The 18,800-nt window shown below is 70.7% G+C and carries 16 protein-coding genes; 4 read left to right on the top strand and 12 right to left on the bottom strand.

Features of this window, described 5'->3' with window-relative positions; translation table 11 throughout:
* Window positions 1–17 precede the first annotated feature (17 nt).
* Entirely contained in the window at window positions 18–770 is a 753-nt protein-coding gene (locus QQA02_RS03595; protein WP_284863334.1) for an SDR family oxidoreductase, read from the top strand.
* Window positions 771–909: 139 nt separating this feature from the next.
* Here the strand turns inward: QQA02_RS03595 and QQA02_RS03600 are convergent, their stop codons facing one another.
* The gene (locus QQA02_RS03600) at window positions 910–2,586 is read right to left on the bottom strand and encodes a peptide MFS transporter (RefSeq protein WP_284863335.1); all 1,677 of its coding nucleotides are present in this window, start codon (window positions 2,584–2,586) and stop codon (window positions 910–912) included.
* A 232-nt stretch (window positions 2,587–2,818) separates the two neighbouring features.
* Window positions 2,819–3,835, bottom strand: coding sequence for an esterase/lipase family protein (locus QQA02_RS03605; protein WP_284863337.1), 1,017 nt, complete (start codon window positions 3,833–3,835; stop codon window positions 2,819–2,821).
* A 92-nt stretch (window positions 3,836–3,927) separates the two neighbouring features.
* Here QQA02_RS03605 and amn point away from each other — a divergent pair, with 92 nt between their 5' ends.
* On the top strand, window positions 3,928–5,355 hold the full coding sequence (amn, locus tag QQA02_RS03610; protein ID WP_284773788.1) for an AMP nucleosidase: 1,428 nt from the start codon (window positions 3,928–3,930) through the stop codon (window positions 5,353–5,355).
* A 325-nt stretch (window positions 5,356–5,680) separates the two neighbouring features.
* On the opposite strand, the gene QQA02_RS03615 is transcribed toward amn, so the two are convergent.
* Both QQA02_RS03615 and QQA02_RS03620 read right to left on the bottom strand, forming a co-directional pair.
* Window positions 5,681–6,649 carry a hypothetical protein gene (locus tag QQA02_RS03615; RefSeq protein WP_284773789.1) on the bottom strand — a complete coding sequence of 323 codons (969 nt, stop codon included), beginning with the start codon at window positions 6,647–6,649 and terminating at the stop codon, window positions 5,681–5,683.
* A gap of 160 nt (window positions 6,650–6,809) precedes the next feature.
* On the bottom strand, window positions 6,810–7,409 hold the full coding sequence (locus QQA02_RS03620; protein WP_284773790.1) for a DUF4352 domain-containing protein: 600 nt from the start codon (window positions 7,407–7,409) through the stop codon (window positions 6,810–6,812).
* Window positions 7,410–7,604: 195 nt separating this feature from the next.
* Between QQA02_RS03620 and QQA02_RS03625 the strand changes: the two genes are divergently transcribed.
* On the top strand, window positions 7,605–9,491 hold the full coding sequence (locus tag QQA02_RS03625; protein ID WP_284773791.1) for an LppP/LprE family lipoprotein: 1,887 nt from the start codon (window positions 7,605–7,607) through the stop codon (window positions 9,489–9,491).
* Window positions 9,492–9,538: 47 nt separating this feature from the next.
* Here QQA02_RS03625 and QQA02_RS03630 read toward each other — a convergent pair whose 3' ends face one another.
* Entirely contained in the window at window positions 9,539–9,724 is a 186-nt protein-coding gene (locus tag QQA02_RS03630) for a PspC domain-containing protein (protein WP_284773792.1), read from the bottom strand.
* A 137-nt stretch (window positions 9,725–9,861) separates the two neighbouring features.
* Window positions 9,862–11,004 carry an alkene reductase gene (locus QQA02_RS03635; RefSeq protein ID WP_284863338.1) on the bottom strand — a complete coding sequence of 381 codons (1,143 nt, stop codon included), beginning with the start codon at window positions 11,002–11,004 and terminating at the stop codon, window positions 9,862–9,864.
* A gap of 41 nt (window positions 11,005–11,045) precedes the next feature.
* Here QQA02_RS03635 and QQA02_RS03640 point away from each other — a divergent pair, with 41 nt between their 5' ends.
* On the top strand, window positions 11,046–11,828 hold the full coding sequence (locus QQA02_RS03640; RefSeq protein WP_284773794.1) for a hypothetical protein: 783 nt from the start codon (window positions 11,046–11,048) through the stop codon (window positions 11,826–11,828).
* 75 nt (window positions 11,829–11,903) lie between these two features.
* Here QQA02_RS03640 and QQA02_RS03645 read toward each other — a convergent pair whose 3' ends face one another.
* The 6 genes from QQA02_RS03645 to QQA02_RS03670 form a co-directional block, all read right to left on the bottom strand.
* Window positions 11,904–12,284: a hypothetical protein gene (locus QQA02_RS03645; protein ID WP_284773795.1), complete on the bottom strand. Its 381-nt coding sequence runs from the start codon at window positions 12,282–12,284 to the stop codon at window positions 11,904–11,906.
* A 180-nt stretch (window positions 12,285–12,464) separates the two neighbouring features.
* Window positions 12,465–13,337: a hypothetical protein gene (locus QQA02_RS03650; protein WP_284773796.1), complete on the bottom strand. Its 873-nt coding sequence runs from the start codon at window positions 13,335–13,337 to the stop codon at window positions 12,465–12,467.
* Window positions 13,338–13,599: 262 nt separating this feature from the next.
* Window positions 13,600–14,781, bottom strand: coding sequence for an amidohydrolase family protein (locus QQA02_RS03655; protein WP_284773797.1), 1,182 nt, complete (start codon window positions 14,779–14,781; stop codon window positions 13,600–13,602).
* A gap of 76 nt (window positions 14,782–14,857) precedes the next feature.
* A complete protein-coding gene (locus QQA02_RS03660; RefSeq protein WP_284773798.1) occupies window positions 14,858–16,234 on the bottom strand; it encodes a YjiH family protein in 1,377 nt (458 codons plus the stop codon).
* Window positions 16,235–16,262: 28 nt separating this feature from the next.
* On the bottom strand, window positions 16,263–17,438 hold the full coding sequence (locus QQA02_RS03665; RefSeq protein WP_284863341.1) for a CaiB/BaiF CoA transferase family protein: 1,176 nt from the start codon (window positions 17,436–17,438) through the stop codon (window positions 16,263–16,265).
* A gap of 99 nt (window positions 17,439–17,537) precedes the next feature.
* On the bottom strand, window positions 17,538–18,704 hold the full coding sequence (locus tag QQA02_RS03670) for an acyl-CoA dehydrogenase family protein (protein WP_284773800.1): 1,167 nt from the start codon (window positions 18,702–18,704) through the stop codon (window positions 17,538–17,540).
* Window positions 18,705–18,800: the final 96 nt, after the last annotated feature.

Here is an 18,800-nt window from a genome sequence, read left to right on the forward strand (position 1 = left end):
GTCATATCGTTGACTATATGTCATCCATCTTCATTTCTGGGGCCGCCGAGGGAATCGGTCGTGCGGTCGCCCACCGTTTCCTCACCGAGGGCTGGACCGTCGGCGCCTACGACATCGCCCCCGTCTCCTACTCCCACCCGAACCTGGTCGCCGGCCACCTCGACGCCTCCGACGTCGAGAGCTGGGACGCCGCCCTCGCCGACTTCACCGCCCACACCGGCGGCACGCTCGACGTGCTCGACAACAACGCCGGGGTAATTGCCGCCGGCGCGCTCGCCTCACTGCCGGCGACCAAGGTCGCCGCCCAGATCCAGGTCAACGCCCTGGGCGTCACGCTCGGCGCGCGGGCCGCGCACCGCTACCTGGCGGCCACCGAGGGCTCGCAGCTGGTGAACATGGCCTCCGCCTCGGCGATCTACGGCCAGCCGGACATCGCCGTCTACTCGGCGACGAAGTCCTACGTCGGCGGGCTGACCGAGGCCCTCGGCCTGGAGTGGGAGCCCGACGGCATCCGCGTGATCGACATCTGGCCGCTGTGGGCCAAGACCAAGCTCAGCGACAACGACGCGACCTCGGTGCGCCGCCTCGGCGTGCACATCACCCCGGAGCAGATCGCCGAGGTCATCTGGGACGCCACCCACCCGGCCAACCGCTGGCAGCGCGGCAAGATCCACTACGGCGTCTCGCTGCTGGACAAGGCGATGTACTGGGCGCGCTCGGTCAGCCCGGACCGTACGGCCCGCTTCGTCAACCGCTTCATCTCCGCCTAGGGCGGGGGTCCGCCCCGCCCGGGGAAACCGCCGCCCGGCCCCGAACACAGCCCCGCCCGGGGAAACCGCCACCCGGCCCCGCAGACGCCGAGACGCCCCGCACACCGGTGATGTGCGGGGCGTCGGCAATTGAAGCGTGTCAGCGCACGTCGACGAACTTGCGCAGCACCCACGGGCGCAGCGCGAGGAGGATGACGCCGAGCACGATCGCGGCGATGGCGACCGTGATGAAGAACGCGCGCTCCGCGGACGGGTCGGTCGGGTCGTAGAACTGACCCAGCACGCCCGACAGCGAGGTGCCCATGGCCACGGCCATCAGCCACACGGCGAAGAGGCGCGACTTGAACGCCTGCGGGGCGACCTTGGTCGCCAGCGCGTTGCCCACCGGGGACAGCAGCAGCTCGCCCATGGTGAACAGGAAGAGGATCCACACGATGACCAGCAGCGGGGTGCCGTTCTCGCCGGCGGACGAGTACGGCAGGAAGAAGACCAGCGAGACACCGATGATCAGGTTGGCCACGCCGAACTTGACCGGCGAGGACCACTGCCGGTCGCCCAGCTTGGTCCACAGCGCGGCGAAGACGCCCGCGAAGATGATGATGAACAGCGGGTTGAAGGCCTGCACCTGGCTCGGGGTGATCTCGAAGCCGAAGAGGCTGCGGTCCAGGCGCTGGTCGGAGTAGACGGCCAGCACGGTGAACTGCGACTGGAAGATGGCGAAGAAGAGCACGCCGCCGATCAGCAGCGGGATGTAACCGATCAGGCGCGAGCGCTCGACGGCGGTGGTCAGCGGGGACATGCACATCTCGACGAGCAGCACGGCCGCGGCGACGAAGGCGATGACGGCCATGATCGTCGAGAGCCACTGGACCTTGATCAGGCCCGTGCCGATGGCCAGGCTCACCGCGACGATGACGACGACGGTGCCCACGGCCCACGGCATGTACTGCTTGCGCGGCAGCGGGTTGGGCACCTCGGAGCCGGCGGCGCCGATGGTGGTCTTGCGCATCAGGATGTACTGGGTCAGGCCGGCGGCCATGCCGATGGCGGCCAGGCCGAAGCCCCAGTGGAAGCCCTGCATGCCCCAGACCCAGCCGGTGAGCAGCGGGCCAAAGAACGCGCCGATGTTGACGGCCATGTAGAAGATGGAGAAGCCGGCGTCGCGGCGCGGGTCCTCACGTGCGTAGAGGTCGCCGAGCACGACCTGCGAGGCGGTCTTGACGCCGCCGGAGCCGACACCGATGCACACCAGGCCGATGGCCAGGCCGGCGAAGGAGGGGATCAGGGCCAGGGCGATGTGACCGCACATGACCAGGATCGCCGAGTAGAACAGCGTGCGCTCCGCGCCGAGCAGGCGGTCGGAGACGAACGAGGCGACCAGCGAGCAGACGTAGACGAAGCCGCCGTACGCGCCGACCAGGGAGACCGCCTCCGCCTCGGACATGCCGAGGCCGCCCTCGGAGGCCGAGTAGTACAGGTAGAAGGTCAGCAGGCCCTGCATGCCGTAGAAGCTGAAGCGCTCCCACATCTCGATGCCGAAGAGGTTGGCCAGACCCCACGGCTGGCCGAGGAACTTGCGGCTCTTCTTCACCGTGGCGGTCAGGGAGGTCACGTCGCTGCCGTGGAAGCCGGAGTCGGCGTCGGTGGCGGTGGCGGACTCGGTGGTGGCGGCGCCCGCGCCGTGCACGCCGGCCGTGTGGGTCCCGGTGTACGCGGCGTCGTGGGCGTGCGGGTCCGCGGCGGCGTCTGCGTGCGAGGCGTCAGCCGCCGGATCGCCGGACCCGGGCTGTCTGGGGTCTTGGGGTGTGGAAGTCATCGCGGCTTATTATCCGCCCTTCACCAGGGGCAGAGGCAACTTAGGCCGCGGTGTAAGCCGGCTGGATGCGGGCTTCGAGTGTCGTGACGGGTGCGTGCGTGGTGCGCATCTGTGCAGGTCGCGCGCCTGCGTGGGTTGCTTGACGACGCCGCGTCGTCTTACCTCTGTGGTCTTGGTCCTGTTGTGTCCTGTACCTCGGGAAAGTGGACGTCCGCGCAGGCTGCCCCGCTTGTCAGGCCCGCGGTTTACCGGTGCGGGAGTCGCGCGCACGGGAGTCGCGCGCACCGGAGTCGCAGATGGTCCAGGGGTCGCCCACGCGGCAGAGCCGGTCCAGGTCGGCGCGCACCAGCTGGCGCGCCGGGCGGGCGCGGGTCATCTGGTCGTGGGTGATCACCGCGGTCTCGTCGAGCGAGTCGACCCACAGGTTGCGCACCGTGTCGTCGCCCGGGTCGCGCAGGAACACCGAGTTCGGCGGCTGGATCAGGGTGTCGAAGCGGGTGGCCAGGCACGTGTAGGTCACGCCCTCGACCAGCTCGTCGCCGGCGTTGACCGCCTCGACGACTCCGCTGCCCGCGTCGCCGCGGATCTGGTCGAAGCCGGCCGGACCGAACCAGCTGGTCACCAGCTCGCGCATGAGGCCCGCGGCCACCGGGCCGCGCACGGCCGAACTGACGATCCCGCCCATCGTCGTGCCGTGGTTCGGCGTCGCCAGGCAGACCAGGTGGCGGATCTTGCCGGCGCCGCCGCCGAAGCGCAGCCACCAGCGGGCCAGCAGCCCGCCCTGCGAGTGGCCCACGACGACGACCTTTTGCGAGCCGGTGACCTGTAGGACCGCGTCGATGTAGGCGCCGAGGTGACCGGCGGTCTCGGCCAGCGGGCTGGTCGCGCGCCCGATGAGGTCCGGGGCGAAGACGGCCCAGCCGTCCGCGCGCAGGTCCGCGCCGAGCTCCTCCCAGTCGCCCTTGGTCGCCCCGGTGCCGTGCACCAGCACCACCGGCCAGGGCCGTTTCTTCGTGGGCCGGGCGCGCCAGTCGTCCTCGAAGCGACCGTTGGGGCGCAGGCGGGACAGCAGCGGCACGCCGCTGGCCCCGCGGTCCAGGGTGGCGTCGGGGTGGTCGTCGGCGATGCGTCGGGCCAGTTCGTCGGGGATCTTCATCGAGTGCGGCGTGCCGGGCAGCTTCTCCACGGGCAGGTTGCGCCAGGCACGCCGCAGCAGGCGGACGAGTTCGGTGCGCAGGTCCTCAGCCATGGCCACGAGGATAGAGGCGCCCGGCCGCGCGCGTGCCGGGATTCGCTTTCCGCGCCCGGACGGGCGGGGCGCACGCCGGTACGCTCGGGGGCATGACTGGAGCCCACGGTGAGTTGGTCGAGGTCGACGGGGCACGCGCGGCCGTCGACAAGCTGGTCGAGCTGTACGAGACGGCGACGGCGCGCGCCCGGGAGATCCTGGCGAGCGGCGATTACGTCTCGTGGAACGAGGTGGTCTACCCCAAGCTCGCCGTCAACGTGCTCGAGTGGCGGCCCATCGACCGCTCCGAGCCCTTCGGATACGTCAACGCCGCCGGCCGCTACGTCGCCGAGTTCGCCCGGCCGCAGCTGCTGCGCGGCTACCTGCTCGAGCAGCTCGAGGCCCTGACCGGCAACTACCCCTGCCGCATCCAGGTCGGGCCCAGCCAGACGCGCATCCCGCCGGAGTACATCCGCGGCGTCGGCAACATCGACGAGGCGCGCCGAGCAGGGGACCTCGGCGACGCCGTGCCGCGGCCCACGCTCGACGACGTCCACGACGCCATCGTCGACGGCCACTGGGACGCCTTCCACGGCGAGGAGAAGCCGCTCTTCCAGTTCGGACCGCAGCGCTTCGACCTGGCCTGCGCGCGTATCGAGCACTACACCGGCATCGACGTCGACAGCGTGCAGAAGTACATCCTGTTCACCAACTACGCGATGCACACCTCGGAGTTCGTGCGCTTCGGGCTGCGAGAGATCGACGACCCGGACTCCCGCTACACCCGCCTGCTGCTGCCCAACGGCGAGGTGCTCGAGGCCGGCCACGGCGCCGAACTCGACGAGCTGGACCTGGCCTCGAGCCACCAGATGCCCCGCTACGACCTGGTCACCGAGGCCGGCGACGGGCTGACCATGATCAACATCGGCGTCGGGCCCTCCAACGCGAAGACCATCACGGACTCGCTGGCGGTGCTGCGCCCCGAGGCGTGGATCATGATCGGCCACTGCGCGGGCCTCGACGGGCGCATGCGCATCGGCGACCTCATCCTGGGCAACGCCTACCAGCGCGAGGACTCCATCCTGGACTCCCGGATCGCCCGCGACGTGCCGATACCCGCGGTGCCCGAGGTGCAGCGTGCCCTCGAGGCCTCCGTCAACGACATCTACGGCGGCGACCGCTCGCTGATGCGTACCGGCACGGTGCTCTCCACCGGGGACCGCAACTGGGAGTGGCACACCCCGCGCGACCTGTGGGAGTGGCTGCGCGGCTCGACCGCCGTGGCCGTGGACATGGAGTCCTGCACGCTCGCGGCCAACGGCTACCGCTTCCGGGTGCCCTACGGCACGCTGCTCTCGGTCTCCGACCTGCCGCTGCACGCGGTGCCGAAGCTGCCCGCCCAGGCGCAGGCCTTCTACACCTCCTCGAAGGAGGCGCACGTGATGTGCGCGGTGCGCGCGATGGAGCGGCTGGCCAAGGACCCGACCAAGCTGCACACCCGCAAGCTGCGCCGCACGATGGGTGAGGTGCCGTTCCGGTAGGGGGCGGGGGACCGGGGCGGTTTCGGCGGCGCCGGGAGTGCCGGACCAGGGCTTTCCGGGTCGGGACAGGGGTTTCGGGGCGGTTTCGGCCCCGTTTGCCGCGCTCCCGGGGTCTTGTCGGTGGAGCGCTGTCAGAGTGTGCGACCACAGCGTCGCACACTCTGACGGTCACACGACCGTTACGCGAAAACCCGCAGGTCAGAGCTTCGCCGAAAATCGGGGCGTCAGAATGTGCGACCTAGACGTCGCACAATCTGACATCTTAGGACGGGGACCGCCGGTGGTAGCTGCCCACCGGTGGGCCATGACTCGGTTCGCGGCCGGGCTACGGCCCCGCGACCCACTCGCCGCCGATGCAGAGAAGGACGTGGCCCGCGGCGTCCTGGCCGCCGTGCTCGCCGTCGACGCACTCGCCGCCGACCTCGGCCGTTCCGACACCCTGCGGCTCAGGTCCGTAGACCCACGTGTACTTCGAACCGCCCATGAAGGTGCAGACCAGCGGTTCGCCGGCGCCGTCGCGCGCGGGCATGCCCACCTGCGAGGCTGAGCAACCGACTCCGTACGCGGGCGCCCCGCCGGCGGCCGCGCCTGTCGCGCTGTCGGAGCCGCCGGCGTCCCCGCTGTTCTCCTCCGCGGTCGGAGTGGAGGTGGACGCGGAACCTTCCGCACCTGCGTCGGACTCCGCGGCGTCGGCACCCGTCGTCGGGTGCGGGCCCTTGCCCTTGGGGCGCTCGGAGTCGATGCGGTCGATGGAGATGTAGGTCAGGTCGTCGAAGGAGTACTCGGGGTTCGCGAAGCCGAGCGCCGTGACCTTCCGGTCCTTCGGTACGACGAAAATCCAGGTCATGGTCGTGTCGAAGCCTGCACCGAGGTAATCGCTACATCCCGGGTTGCCGGGCACGCGGTGCAACTCGTGTTCAGGCCCGTATTCGGCCTGCGGCTCGGTGACCAGCTTCGCCTGTACTCCCAAGGAACAGGTCAGGTCCATGTCCTGGGTGCCGTCGTTGCGCACGGTCGTGTCGACCACGACGTACTTGCCGCCCTCGCGGACCTTCTCGGTGACGTTCGGGTCGGCGGTGGAGTGATCGCTGAGGAGCTCGATCGTGTCGGTCTCGGTCACCGCGTCGACGCGGAGCGCGACGCCCTCGGCCTCCACCATCTGACCGACGGTGTGCTCGGCCTGGGTGCTCGACGTGGTCTCGGTGTCGGCCGGCGCATCGGAATCACCGCCCCCGCCACATCCCGCGAGCGTCAGGGAGGCGACGGCGGCGAGCGCGAGAAGCAGGCGTTTCACTGTGGGTCCTTCAGGTCGGCGGACGGGGACGGTCCCGGGCCCGGGGAGGGGGGCACCCCTCCGGCGCAAGCTTGGCGGCACCTGTGCTCCATCGTATCGGAGCCTGGGCAGGGGTGGATTCCGCGAGCGCGCGCAGGGGAGCGGCAGGGCAGGGCCCGCCCTAGGCCTTCCCGCCGAGGGAGACGCTGGCGCGGGCCGGACCGCCGCCGGCCGGAGCGAAGCTGACCTTCTCAGCCTCCGTGTTCTCCGAGAGCAGGAACGCCAGGGCGACGTTGCCCTGCTCACCGGGGTTGACGGCGGCGCCGTCGGTCGGGTTGCCGGTGATGCGCTCGGGCTCGCCGAGCGAGGCGTGCGGGGAGCCCGCCACGTCGGTGACCTTGACGTCCAGCGCCCCGGCGCCGAGGAGGGTGAGAGGCTGGCTGCCCCGGTTGACCTGCTTGATGTTCAGGATCAGGAACCGCTGGCCGCCCGGGGCCATCGCGGTCGAGGCGGGCGAGGAACCGGACTGGGACGGCTCGCCCAGCTGGATCTCGCCGGCGAAGTAGGCGTCGGTGACGGTGACCGCGACGTCGTCGAAGGAGACCTCGTCGCCGATGCCGGCGTCGCCCGGGCTCGCGACGGTGGTCAGCGGGGCGGAGGACACCGCGTCACCGGACCCGCCGAGACCTGCGAGACCGCCGCTCCCGCACCCCACGAGCAGGCCGGTCAGGGAGAGCACGACGGCCGCGGTCACGCGGCGGCGGATCCGGTGGACGCGCATGGGGCTCCTGGGGGTGAGACGGCTGGCTTTCTGTCTGGGAGTTTAGCGTCCGCGGAAAGTGAGATGGCCGTCCGCGCGGAGAATGCTCCGCTTCCGGAAAGCGTCCATACGCCACGACTGAGAGATGGCCGTCCGCGCGGAGAATGCTCCCCGGAGGCTGGGAGGATGTCGCGCGTGCCCGTTAGTGTTTAGGGCATGGACACTACTCGCAGCCGCAGGTTCCCGGCGGCGGTCCTCGCCGCGGTGAGCGCCCTGCTCATCGTGGTGGGCTGCTCGTCCGCCCCGAAGGAACCTGAGATCCTGGCCGCCCCGAACCCGAACATGCCCACCATCGGAGACTTCGTCTCGGTCGGCGATCTCGAGGTGCGCGTCGACGACGTCGACCAGCGCCGCAGCTTCGATCCGGCGGACTACGACATCCCGGACCTCGTGGACCGCGCGGCCGTGACCACGCTCTCGGACCGCAGCCCTGAGCGCGACTCGGACTCTGACTCAGACTCCGATTCGGGGTCGCACGGAGATTCCGACTCGAAGTCCGGTTCCGACCGTGGATCGGACTCCGGATCCGACTCGGGTGCGTCGGCCCATGGGCCGCGTCCGACCCTCGCCGACGGCACGACGGCCACGCGCGGCGACGGTGGCTCGGGAAGCTCGAGCGACTCCGACAAGGACCGGGACAGCGACTCAGGCAGCTCGGACGACCCGCGGGACCGCGACGACGACGGTGACTCCGGCGCCCACGGTGGGGCAGACGCGACGTCGGCAAGCGAGGGTGACACCCCGCCGACCGAGAAGATGGAGGCCGAGGACGGCGGCAGCTTCGGCGTCATCCCCGCATCGGTGTGCCTGGGCGAGGGGCAGTCGGTGGAGCCCGGCGTGCAGCTGGCCATCCACGCGGACCTGTCCACCGTCGCCGCCAGCGGTTATCGGCCGATGTCGGGACTGAACGCGCTCGTGATTGAGCGGGTCGACGGAGACGACGGCAACGACTGCAACGGTCTGATGCTGAGGATCCTGTGGGTCTTTCAGCTGCCCGAGGACGAACGCCCCTCGAGCATCGGCCTGAACGGGGCCGACCAGGGCATCGAGGACCGCAAGGTCGTCGACCTGGGTGCCGGCGGTGGCGAGCAGTGCGAGGAGTACAACCTCGACCTGATGGAGACCGAGCTCGGGTACTGGCTGCAGTCGGGCAGGCTGTGGGTCGATCGGCCTCGCCGCGGTCTCTCGGCGGAGATCCTCAGCAACCAGTTCGACCCCTGCGCGCCGCTGAGCTGGGTGACCGTGCACCTGGAGAGCGACCGGCTCGAGCCGATTGAGACCGTGGTCTTCTTCCACGGTCCCGACCTGGTCACCGACCCCGCCCCGCTCACCGGCTCCAAGGTCATGGATGTCACCCGCGAGGGCGCGGACGCGGTGAGCGTCGGTGTCAAGGGAGGAACCAGCTCGGACGCCCCGACGACGACGGTCGACTACCGGCTCGAGGGCGACAAGCTGGTCGAGAGCGCATGGGACGGGGACGACGCTTACCCGCGCATCGACTTCGATCGTCAGGTCACGCCCGGTGAGGCGCGCATCGGTTACCTGGGCAACGCCCGCAATGCCGCCTATGACTACCGGATCGACTGGGACGGCCGCGGGACGTACGGTGTGCGTGTGCCCGTCGGCGAGGACGGGGAGGCCTACCTGAACTGCCGGCTGGGTGGGCGGGTGACCGTGGCATGTGACGCACCCGACGGCAAGAACTGGACGGCGAAGGATCTGCTGTCCGGGCCGCAGAACGACACCCCGGAGGGCGAACCGGCGAACCGCTTCGAGGTGGCCCTCGGTCTCGGCGGCGGGGCGCGCACCTACGCCGCGGACGGCAGCCTGTCCGACGGCGGCGAGGAGCTGCCGGACGAGTCCGTGATCAGGTTCGGCCCGTACGTCCTGAGCACCCACGGCCCCGGGCTGACGGTGGGCAGCAACTCCATCGGTTACTCGGCAACCCTCGGCGGGCCGGTCGAGGAGACGGATCCTCCGGTGAAGGTGTCGAAGTCGCGGTGGCCGGATCCGGAGTCACTGGAGAGCTGGCAGAGCGCCTAGCGGCCCGTGGGGTCGGGCCACACCGGCCCGGCCCCGCCGGGGTGCGCCTAGGCCTGCGGAATGACGACCCAGGCGACGATGTAGAACAGGATCGGCCAGCCCATCGCCAGTCCGAGGGCGGCGACAGCCAGCCGCACGATGACCGGGTCCCAGCCGTAGGTCTCGGCGATGCCGCCGCACACACCTCCGATCCAGCGGTCGACGGGCGAGCGGTGCAGACGGGAGTTGGACATGGTGGGCCTCCTCTGGCTCCGACCGGGGGCGAATCCGCCGGTTGCGGCTTCCTTTTCCGGTTCACTTCCCAGTGAACCAATTTCCGCCGACGAATGCATCGGGGAGCATCCCGGTCTTACCCCTAGGGGTCGCCCACCTACAGCTGCGCCGCCGGGTAGTCGGTGTAGCCGCGCTCGAGGTGCGCGTGCGGGTTCTCGTAGGGCGGGTAGATCGTGTCGGTGACCAGCTCGTTGAGCTCCACCGACCCGACGCGGCGCGGCCAGCCGTCGCCCGAGGCGTCGGCCGCCCCGGCCCCGACCCCGCCGCGCGCGTCGGCGGCGAGCACCCGCTCGGCCAGGTCCGGGTTCGCGATGTACGCCTTGCCGAAGGCCACCGCGTCCACCGTGTCGGCCTCGATCAGGCGCTGGGCGTCCGCCGCGCTCATCCGCTCATTGCCGATCACCGGCACGCCGAAGGCCTCCTTGATCGCCCCGACCACCGAATCCTCCGCCTCGTGCTCGCGCACGCACAGGTAGCCGACCTTCCCGGCCAGCGAGCCCGCCACGTGCGTGAACAGTCCGGCGAGGTCGCTGTCACCCATGTCGTGCTCGTCGGCACGCGGCGCGAGGTGCACGCCGACGCGCCCCGGCTCCCAGGCGTCCGAGCACGCGCCGACGACCTCGAGCAGGAAGCGCTCGCGGTTCGACATCGGCCCGCCGTAGGCGTCCGTGCGCCGGTTGGTGGAGTCCTGCAGGAACTGGTCGATCAGGTAGCCGTTGGCCGCGTGGATCTCCACGCCGTCGAAGCCGATCGCGCGCGCCCGCGCGGTGGCCGCGCCGTAGTCGGCGACGGTCGCGTTGATCTCGTCGAGCGTCATTTCCCGCGGGGTGACGTATCCGCGCATCGGCCGCAGCCTGCGCACCCGCCCGGCCGGCAGCACCGCCGAGGGCGCGACCGGGGTCATCCCGCCCAGCAGGTCCGGGTGCGAGATGCGCCCCACGTGCCAGAGCTGCAGCGCGATGCGCCCGCCGGCGTCGTGCACGGCGCGCACCACCGGCTCCCAGGCCTCGGCCTGCTCGTCGCTCCAGATGCCGGGGGTGTCCCGGTAGCCCACCCCCATCGGGGTGACGGCCGTGGCCTCGGAGATGATCAGCCCGGCGCCGGCGCGCTGCCGGTAGTACTCGGCCATCAGCGCGGTGGGCACCTGGTCCACGGCGCGGCTGCGTGTCAGCGGCGCCATGATGATCCGGTTCGGGATCTCGAGTGATCCCAGCGATAACGGTTCGTTCAAGATACTCATGGTCCCGTTTGTACCGCCCGCCGCGGCGTTACGCTGGTGCCATGAACGCCCGCCCCGCCCTCGCCACCGCCGCGCTGCTCGCCGTCGCGGCACTCACCGCGTGCTCCTCGCCCTCCGGCGAGCCCACGCCCGCCCCCCAGGCCGAGGAGGCCAGTGTGCACCCGTCGCCCTCGATTTCCGACGTCCCGTCCGACACCTCGGCGCACCCGACGACGTCGGCGGGGGAGGCCGCGGCTGCGCCGCGGCCGACCGGCGGCGCGCAGGACTGCGCGCCGGGTGCCACGGGCACCGCGGCGCCGGGCTCCGACTCCGCGCACGGCGCAGGGCACGGCGCGGGCGAGTCCGGCGTGTGCACCGGCTCCGGGGGCGCCGGGACCGGCCCGGCGGGCGCGTCGCAGGCGGGTGGCACCGGGGAGCGCACGCTCACGGTGCCGGAGACGGCCTCGGCGCGCGACGCGATCGTCGTCAATCTGGCAGGCCACACGGTGACCTGCAGTCTCTCGGCCTCCGAGGCTAGCGGGGTGTGCACCGCGGATGCGGCGGTGTGGCCGGACGAGTCCGGCACCGCGCGTAATCAGGCGACGTTCTCCTTCACCGGCGGCGGCGTGGACGTCCACGACGGCCAGGGCGGCGGGGGCTACGCGCGCACCGTCGAGCTGCAGCCGGGCGAGACCCTGGTGGCCTACGGCTTCTACCGGGTCACCGCTGGGGCGGACGGGCTGACCATCACCACGCAGACCCCCGACGACGGCTCGCCGGCCGACCCGTCGGTGGTGGGCAAGACCGTGCGGCTGACCGCGAACGCGGCGAGCTACCAGGGGTAAGGCCCGGAGCGCGGGGCCCGGTCGGCCGCGCGCCGGGCCTCGGAGGGCAGACCCCGGGGCGCGGCGCCGCCACGCTCAGGCCCAGCGGGAGGCGTCCAGGCCGTAGGGGTTCGCCGAATTGTCGAGCGGGAGGTCCTGGACCTGGGTCTCGTCGATCCGGAACTCCCGCGCGTTGTCCCGGGTGGCGAAGAACATGCGCACGGCGCCGTCGGTGGTGTCCACGACAAACACCGAGTCGACGAGCACCCGTGAGCCCGGGGGAAAGACGTGGGGATGCCCGATGTTCCTTTCGGCGGGCGCGAGGCCGGGCTTGAGCTCGATCCGCGGGGAATCGGTGATCGCGGTGGAGACCTCGGTGAAGATCGCGCTGGCGGCGTCCCCCTCGGTACCGTCCGGGAAGGACCAGATCTCGGTGAGCGGCTCGGCGGTGTGGGCGTTGCCGAAGGGGATCGGCACGCGGGAGCCGGGACCCGAGACATCGGGCAGCGCCTCCGGGGCGAAGTCGATGCACCCGTTCTCGCGCGGCGGCTCGTCGGGATCGCTCGCGCCCGCGGTCGTATAAGGGACGGTGACGAAGGGGTCGGGCCTGTTGAGATACGCGTTGTAGCTCAGCGTGACCTCGTCGGGGGCCGTGCGTCAGACCTCGCCGATCTCGCGGTAGACGCTCATGTCGAAGTCCACGAGATGCTCGTCGGTGAAGAAGACGACGGCCGTGCGCTCATCGTCGTACGGGTCGCCGCGCGTGTCCCGCATCGGCATGCCGGTGACGGTCACCCAGCTCAGCTCGGCGCACGGGTCGAACGGGTTGTCCACCACGCGCAGGTGGGACAGGTGCGTGAACCCGCTGTCTGCCAGCGGAAGTTCCAGGGCGGCGAGGTAGGCGCCGAATTCGGTCTCGGAGAGGTCGAGGTCCGCCGCCTCGCAGGTGCCCGGGGCGTCCTCGCCGCCGCCGACGTCGGTGGTCGCGGTCTCGCCGGTGGCCGGGTCGGCCCAGCGCACCCAGCCCGGGTCGTCGCCGGCGGGGATGCGGTAGGCGGCCATGCCGGGCATCGCCCCGCCGGGCTCGGCGACCTGGTCCTCGGGGCCGGCTTCGATGAGTGTGCCGCAGGCGGGCGTGGCGCGGGTGCCGCCGACGGTCTGCAGGCTCATCGTCGGCGGCGTGGTCTGACGGAAGTCGACCGGGGAGTCGCCGTTGTTGCGCAGGGTGACCTTCATGATCACCAGGTCGGTGGTGCCGGTGGTGACGGTGCCCTCGCCGCCGCCTTCGCTGCTCGCGCCGGGCTCGGCGAGGCAGCCGGTGACCGCCTCGATGGCGGCCCCGCCCAGGACGGTGCGGTAACCGGCGGCGGCCTCCTCGGCGCCCGCGGGATCCTCCTCGGTGATCTCGTCGACGCGGACCTCGAGGACGCCCAGCGAGACGTAGTCGCCGATGTCGGGCATGTCGTCGGAGCCGAGCGCGAAGACGTCGGGGTCGATGACTTTGCGCGAGAACGCCGTGGTGGCGAGCATCCCGAGCAAGACGAGGAGGACCGCGATGATTGCGATCAGGACACGGTTCCGGCGGTTCTGCAGCACATCTTCAGCCCATCTATGGCTGTTCACCGAGGAAGGGGCCTGTGGGGAGCGCTGCCTAGCTCGACCAGCCTTCCGGGGAGCCCCGGCGAGTACCCGACCCAGCAAGCTCGTACCCAGCAAGGACACGCCTTGCTGGGTACGGAAGAGCCCTTGCTATACGGGGCCTTGCCGGGGAGCCGGGTGGAACGCCCCGCGATCAGGCGACGCGCTCGCCGGTGAGGTAGGTCGCAGCGGTGACCGGCATGCCCGGGCGGTACGCCAGGTCGATCGCGGTGGCCGAGCGCAGCACGTGTAGGTTCGCCGCCGCGCCCTCGACCAGCGTGCCCACGGCCGGGCGGCCCTGGGAGTCACGGCCGCCGCCGACGTCCTGGCGGCGCAGCGCCACCGCACCGCCGTGGGTGCCCGCGGCGATCGCCTCGTCCAGGGAGAGGTGCTGCTGGAGCACCGCCGTGGTCACGCAGAAGTTCATGCTCGACGTGTACGAGGTGCCGGGGTTGAGGTTGCTGGCGATGGCCACCGTGGCCCCCGCGTCCAGCAACCGGCGCGCCGGGGCCAGCGGCATGCGCGTCGACAGGTCGCAGGCGGGCAGGATCGTCGCGACCGTCTTCGAGGCGGCCAGCGCCTCGACATCCGCGTCGGTGAGGAAGTTGACGTGGTCGACGCTCGCGGCGTCGTAGTTCACGGCGAGGCTCACCCCGGGGCCCTCGCCGAGCTGGTTGCCGTGCACGCGCACGCCCAGGCCCTTGGTCTTGCCGGCCTCGATGACCCGGCGCGACTGGTCCTCGTCGAAGGCACCGCGCTCGCAGAAGACGTCGATCCAGCCGACGTGCGGGGCCACCGCGTCGAGCATCTCGCCGCAGACCAGGTCGACGTACTCGCCGGCGTCGGCTCCCGGCGGCACCAGGTGCGCGCCCAGGAAGGTGACCTCGTCGACGTGGCGCCCGGCGATCTCGGCGGCCTGCTTCTCGCTGGCCGTGTCCAGCCCGTAGCCCGTCTTGGTCTCCAGGGTGGTCGTGCCGCCGGCGCGGGCGGCCGCGACGCGAGCGGCCACCAGCTCGTCGAGGCGCTCCGCCCCGGCCGAGCGGGTCGCCTCCATGGTCACCGCGATGCCGCCGGCGGCGTACTCGCCGCCGGACATGCGGGCCTCGAACTCCTCGGCGCGGTTGCCGTCGAAGACCATGTGGGTGTGCGAGTCCACCCAGCCGGGCAGCACGGCTGCCCCGCCGAGGTCCTCGGCCCGGTCGGCCTCGGGGGCCTTGGCGGCTTCGCCGATCCAGGTGATCACGCCGTCCTCGGCGACGATTGCGGCGTCGTTGAGGGTGCCACGCTCGGAGACCGTGCGCAGCTCGCCGATGTTGGTGAACAGGGTGGAGGTCATGGGGTCCTTTCTGGGGTTCGCGGGAGCTAGAAGGGGGCGGGGACGAGGGTCAGGGAACAGGGGTCACACCTACGGTCTATCCGCCCGTGACGAGGAACGCGACCGGGACGGTGATGATCAGGGTCAGGACGACGCGCTGGAACCAGATGACCACCATGTGCCAGATCTTGATCGGGATCTCGGTGCCCAGCACGGCCGGGATCATCGACGAGAAGAAGAAGATCTGTGAGATCGAGACCACGGCGACGATGAAGCGCAGCGTCTCGCTCGGGGCGCCGGCGACCAGGGTGGCCGGCAGGAATAGCTCGGACAGGCCGATGGCCAGCGCCTCGGAGGCCAGCTGCGGGCCTGGGACCTGCAGTGCCCAGGTGAACGGCAGGAAGAGGAAGCCCAGCCAGGTGAACACCGGGGTGTAGAAGGCCAGCGTCAGGCCGATGAAGCCGACCGACATGATGCCCGGCAGGATCTGCATGGTCATCAGCACGCCGTCGGCGAAGTTGACCCACAGCACGCGCAGCACGCCGGGGCAGCGCTTGAGCACCTCCTCGGCCTCGCCCCAGGCGCGGCGCAGGCGGTTGGAGGTGACCTGCTCCTCCGGGTCCGGGTGGGAGCCGGGGTAGTACTCGTCCGGGATGCGCGACAGCGGCGGGATCCACACGATGATCGCGCTGACGATGAAGGTGATGATGAACGTCGCGGCGAAGTAGATGCCCCAGATCGGCATGAGGTCCAGGGTGCGCGCGATGACGACCATGAAGGTCACCGAGGCCGTGGAGAAGCACGAGGTGATGATCGCGGCCTCGCGCGCCGTGTAGCCGCCGGCCTTGTAGACGCGGTTGGTGATCAGCAGTCCCAGCGAGTAGCTGCCCACGAAGGAGGCCACCGCGTCGACCGCGGAGCGCCCGGGCACCCGGTAGGCCGGCCGCATGATCTGCTGGACGAGCACCCCGATGAACTCCATCAGACCGAAGCCGACGAGAAGGCCCAGGAACACGGAGCCGACCGGGACGAGCAGGCCGACCGGGATGACCAGTTTGTCCATCAGGAAGGGGCCGAGGTCCTCGCGGAAGAGGAAGTCCGGGCCGAAGTTGAACACGAGCATCGTCGCGACGGCCGAGCCCAGGACGTTGAGGAAGGCGAAGACCCGGCGGGCCATCGACTGCTTCCAGCGCCCGGAGGCGAACTGGAAGACGGTGCCGGCCAGGATGATCGCGTAGGCGACGAACTTGTTGGCGTCACCGAGCAGGTCGTCGATGACCGTCACCAGGTGGTCCAGGAGGATCGAGTTGGAGCCCTGGTAGGAAAACGGCACGAAGAAGGCGAAGATGCCGATCGCGCTGTAGACGAAAAACCGCCAGCGCCCGCGCACGGGCTTGTCCATCCGGCGCGCGCCGGGCGCCTGCGTGGGCGCCTCCTCGGGACGCACCGGATCAGCGGTGGAGTTCTCGGACATGGTGTCCTCCGTTCGGGGATGGGCCGGGTCAGCGGTCGACGGAACCGGACTCGTCGGGGACGCGCTCAGGCTCGGCGAGCCAATCGGCGATCAGGTCGTTGTGCTCCCCGAGCCCCGGAGCCGGCCGCGGGGCGACGGAGCCGTGCAGCTTGATCGGGGAGGCGAGGGTGCGGAAGCCGTCGGACTCCTCGGCGACGACGCCGCGCTCGCGGCCCAGCTCGCCGGTGAGGGCGTCGTGGACGTCGTGCACGCGCGAGGTCGGGACGCCGTGCTCGGCGAGGTGCTTGAGCGCCTCGTCGGCGGTGTAGTCCGCCAGTTTCTCCTCGAAGAGGCGGCGGACCTCGTCGCGGCGCTCGCGGCGCGCGGCGTTGGTGTTGAAGCGGGGGTCGTCGACCATGTACTCCAGGTCGAGCGCGTCGGCGACGCGGCCGAAGAGGGTCTCGTTGGTCACGGCGATGACGACCTCGCCGTCCTTGGCCGCGTAGGTGCTGAAGGGCACGGTCATCGCGTGGTCGTTGCCCACGGCGGTGGGGGTCTCGTCCTCGTAGAGCTCACGCATGGCCACCGATTCCAGGACAGAGACCAGCGAGTCGTACATGGCCAGGTCGACGTGCTGGCCGTGGCCGGAGTGGTTGCGCTCGAGCACCGCGCCGAGGGTGGCGATCGCAGCGTAGAGGCCCGGGATGAGGTCGCCGAGGCTGACGCCGGTGCGCGTCGGGCGGCCGCCGGGCCAGCCGGTGACGGACATCAGGCCGCTCATCGCCTGCGCGACGAGGTCGTAGGCCGGGGCCTTGCTCATCGAGCCGGTCTGGCCGAAGCCGCTGATGCTCGTGATGATCAGGCCGGGGTTGGCCTCGAGCAGGTCCTCCGGGGCGATGCCGAGGCGCTCCATGACGCCGGGGCGGAAGTTCTCCACCAGCACGTCGGCGCGCTTGGCCAGCTCGATGAGGGTCTCGCGGTCCTCGTCGGACTTCAGGTCGAGGGTGATGCCCTTCTTGGTGCGGTTGAACAGGCGGTAGTAGGCGGAGTGGCCCTCCCAGAACGGGCCGAACTCGCGGGAGTCGTCGCCCCAGGGGGTCTCGATCTTGATCACGTCCGCGCCGAGGTCGGCGAGGATGGAGGCGCAGAACGGTCCGGCGAGGACCCGGGACATGTCGAGGACCCGGATGCCGTCGAGCGCGCTGCGGTGGCCGGCGGTGGTCATGGTGGTCTCCTTTCGGTCGGCCGCGGGCGGGGCCCGATGCCGTAGGGCCCGCCGGCCCGGACTGCGGTGCGGTCCGGGCCGGCGGGCTCGAGGGGGTGGCTAGACGAAGGCGGACTCTCCGGTGATGGAGCGGGCGACGATCAGCTGGTTGATGTCGTAGGTGCCCTCGTAGGAGTAGAGCGCCTCGGCGTCGCAGAAGATCTTGGCCATGTGGTAGTCGGTGACCAGGCCGTTGCCGCCCTGCACCTCGCGGCCGAGGGCGACGGTCTCGCGCATCAGGTGGGTGACCTGGGCCTTGGCCAGGGCGGAGTGCTCGTTGTGGTCGGCGTCGCGGTCCTGCATGCGGTTGAGGGTGTACATCATCGACTCGGAGGCGATGAGGTTGCCCAGCATGGTGGCCAGCTTCGACTGGTTGATCTGGAAGGAGCTGATCTTCCTGCCGAACTGCTCGCGCTCATCGGCGTAGTCCAGGGTCGCGTCGAGCGCGCCCATCTGCAGGCCGACGGCCTGCCAGCCCACGGTCGCGCGGGCGGACTTGAAGACCTTGTTGGTGTCCTTGAAGGTGTTGGCGCCCTCGAGCTTGTCGGCGTCCGGCACGAAGCAGTCGGTCAGGTGGATCTCCGCGTTCTGCACGGCGCGCAGCGCGATGCGGTTCTCCATCAGCTCCGCGCGGTAGCCCTCCGCGGAGGTGTCGACGACGAAGCCCTTGACCTGGTCGTCGGCGATGTCGCGGGCGTAGATGACCGCGTAGTCGGACCAGGTGGCGTTGCCGATCCAGCGCTTGGTGCCGTTGAGCTTCCAGCCGCCGTCGACCTTCTCGGCGGTTGTGTGCATGCCCTTGGCCACGTCCGACCCGGCCTCCGGCTCGGTGATGGCCAGCACGCCGGTCTTGCGCACGGCGTAGAGGTCCGGCAGCCAGCGCTGCTTCTGCTCCTCGCTGCCGAGCAGCTCGATCGAGCCGGTGAACAGGCCGTCGTGGCCGCTGAAGAACGTGCCCACCGAGGCGTCGGCACGGTGGATCTCGGCGGTGACCAGGCCGGCGAGCAGGCGGCTGCGGCCCTTGTGGCGCACCAGGCTGATGATGTCGAGGTCCGCGATGGAGTCCATCAGCTCGTGGGGGAACTCCCAGCGGTTCCAGTAGTCCGCTGCGACGGGCTTGACGGTGTTCTGCGCCCAGTCGCGCACCTTCAGCAGGATCCTGCGCTCCTCGGCGGAGAGCTCCTGTTCGAATCCGTAGAAGTCGCCCTCGGGGTAACGTCCGGCCATTGTCTCGGTCCTTTCTCTGCGGCTTTGCGGCTTGTCGTCTGCTGCTGTTGTCTTCGTGTCTCTCGGTTCTTCTTCGGGTTCGCGCCACCGGCGGGG

Origin of the sequence: Corynebacterium sp. MSK006 (assembly GCF_030232385.1) — a bacterium.
GTDB classification, from domain to species: domain Bacteria; phylum Actinomycetota; class Actinomycetes; order Mycobacteriales; family Mycobacteriaceae; genus Corynebacterium; species Corynebacterium frankenforstense_A.

What these genes read in the sequence shown, in the direction of transcription:
- QQA02_RS03595 (WP_284863334.1), top strand. Translation starts at nt 18, where the DNA reads ATGTCATCCATCTTCATTTCTGGGGCCGCCGAGGGAATCGGTCGTGCG.
- QQA02_RS03600 (WP_284863335.1), bottom strand. Translation starts at nt 2,586, where the DNA reads ATGACTTCCACACCCCAAGACCCCAGACAGCCCGGGTCCGGCGATCCG.
- QQA02_RS03605 (WP_284863337.1), bottom strand. Translation starts at nt 3,835, where the DNA reads ATGGCTGAGGACCTGCGCACCGAACTCGTCCGCCTGCTGCGGCGTGCC.
- amn (WP_284773788.1), top strand. Translation starts at nt 3,928, where the DNA reads ATGACTGGAGCCCACGGTGAGTTGGTCGAGGTCGACGGGGCACGCGCG.
- QQA02_RS03620 (WP_284773790.1), bottom strand. Translation starts at nt 7,409, where the DNA reads ATGCGCGTCCACCGGATCCGCCGCCGCGTGACCGCGGCCGTCGTGCTC.
- QQA02_RS03625 (WP_284773791.1), top strand. Translation starts at nt 7,605, where the DNA reads ATGGACACTACTCGCAGCCGCAGGTTCCCGGCGGCGGTCCTCGCCGCG.
- QQA02_RS03630 (WP_284773792.1), bottom strand. Translation starts at nt 9,724, where the DNA reads ATGTCCAACTCCCGTCTGCACCGCTCGCCCGTCGACCGCTGGATCGGA.
- QQA02_RS03635 (WP_284863338.1), bottom strand. Translation starts at nt 11,004, where the DNA reads ATGAGTATCTTGAACGAACCGTTATCGCTGGGATCACTCGAGATCCCG.
- QQA02_RS03640 (WP_284773794.1), top strand. Translation starts at nt 11,046, where the DNA reads ATGAACGCCCGCCCCGCCCTCGCCACCGCCGCGCTGCTCGCCGTCGCG.
- QQA02_RS03650 (WP_284773796.1), bottom strand. Translation starts at nt 13,337, where the DNA reads ATGCTCGCCACCACGGCGTTCTCGCGCAAAGTCATCGACCCCGACGTC.
- QQA02_RS03655 (WP_284773797.1), bottom strand. Translation starts at nt 14,781, where the DNA reads ATGACCTCCACCCTGTTCACCAACATCGGCGAGCTGCGCACGGTCTCC.
- QQA02_RS03660 (WP_284773798.1), bottom strand. Translation starts at nt 16,234, where the DNA reads ATGTCCGAGAACTCCACCGCTGATCCGGTGCGTCCCGAGGAGGCGCCC.
- QQA02_RS03665 (WP_284863341.1), bottom strand. Translation starts at nt 17,438, where the DNA reads ATGACCACCGCCGGCCACCGCAGCGCGCTCGACGGCATCCGGGTCCTC.
- QQA02_RS03670 (WP_284773800.1), bottom strand. Translation starts at nt 18,704, where the DNA reads ATGGCCGGACGTTACCCCGAGGGCGACTTCTACGGATTCGAACAGGAG.